The 1412-nt window shown below is 54.5% G+C and carries 1 protein-coding gene; it reads right to left on the reverse strand.

Features of this window, described 5'->3' with window-relative positions; all coding sequences use genetic code 11:
- On the reverse strand, positions 1-1321 hold a 1321-nt coding region (locus tag PG883_RS23455; RefSeq protein WP_270808451.1), incomplete at its 3' end, for an IS4 family transposase.
- Positions 1322-1412 lie beyond the last annotated feature (91 nt).

Genomic DNA, 1412 nt, shown 5'->3' on the forward strand with positions numbered 1-1412 from the left:
TTCGCTTGCTGTCCATAAAACCGCCCAGTCTGGCTATCGCCATGTAAGCCCACTGCAAGCTACCTGCTTTCTCTTTGCGCTTGCGTTTTCCCTTGTCCAGATAGCCCAGTAACTGACATTCATCCGAGGTCAGCACCGTTTCTGCGGACTGGCTTTCTACGAACTCCGCTTCCTTTAGTAGCCCTTGCGCCCTGAGTGCTTGCGGCAGGGTGAAGCTTTCTCTGAGCTGTAACAGCCTGACGGCAACAAATGAGAGGATCGACACCATGCGCTCCAGATTATCCGGCTCTTCCATGCGTTGCCTTTCAGCTCCTGCTCCGGTTTTCCATGCCTTATGGAAATCCTCAATCCGCCAGCGATGGGTGTATATGTCGATGACGCGCAAGGCTTGGGCTAGCGACTCGACCGGTTCGCTGGTCAACAATAACCATTTCAACGGTGTCTCACCCTTGGGCGGGTTAATCTCCTCGGCCAGCACCGCGTTGAGCGTGATATTCCCCTGTTTTAGCGTGATGCGGCCACTGCGCAGGCTCAGGCTCGCCTTGCGGGCTGGCCGATTCTTGCGTTTGCCGCGTTTATCCACCACACCCTTTTGCGGAATACTGATCTGATAGCCCCCCAGCTCTGGTTGGTTTTTCAGATGGTCATACAGATACAGCCCAGACTCTACGTCCTTACGCGGGTGTTTGGAGCGCACCACGAAGCGCTCGTTATGCGCCAGTTTGTCCTGCAGATAAGCATGAATATCGGCTTCGCGGTCACAGACTGCAATCACGTTGCGCATCATGCTGCCCATGCGTAACCGGCTGGTTGCTGCCGCTGCCAGCCATTTGCCACTCTCCTTTTCATCCGCATCGGCAGGGTCATCCGGACGCATCCACCACTCTTGATGCAGTAATCCTACGGTGCGGAATGTGGTGGCCTCGAGCAAGAGCACGGAGTGAACCCACCATCCACGGGATTTATCCTTTACCGTCCCCAGCTTGCCAAGCTCTTCGGCTACCTGGTGGCGATAACTCAAAGAGGTGGTGTCCTCAATGGCCAGCAGCTCGGGAAACTCCCGCGCCAACTTGACCGTTTGCATGGCGCCAGCCTTTCTGATCGCCTCGGCAGAGACGTTGGGATTACGGATAAATCGGTAAGCGCCTTCCTGCATGGCTTCACTACCCTCTGATGAGATGGTTATTGATTTACCAGAATATTTTGCCAATTGAGCGGCAACGTTAACCAAGCGGGCAGTACGGCGAGGATCACCGAGCGCCGCCGAAGAGAACACAGATTTAGCCCAGTCGGCCGCATGATGAAGAGCAGAAGTTAGCATGATCGTTACCATGTTGGGAGTCACATGGAAGATCAGATCCTGGAAAACGGGAAAAGTTCCGTTCAGACCGCTATTTGTGTATAAGAGTCAG

The organism is Aeromonas sp. QDB25 (assembly GCF_027707725.1).
Taxonomy (GTDB): Bacteria; Pseudomonadota; Gammaproteobacteria; order Enterobacterales; family Aeromonadaceae; genus Aeromonas; species Aeromonas caviae.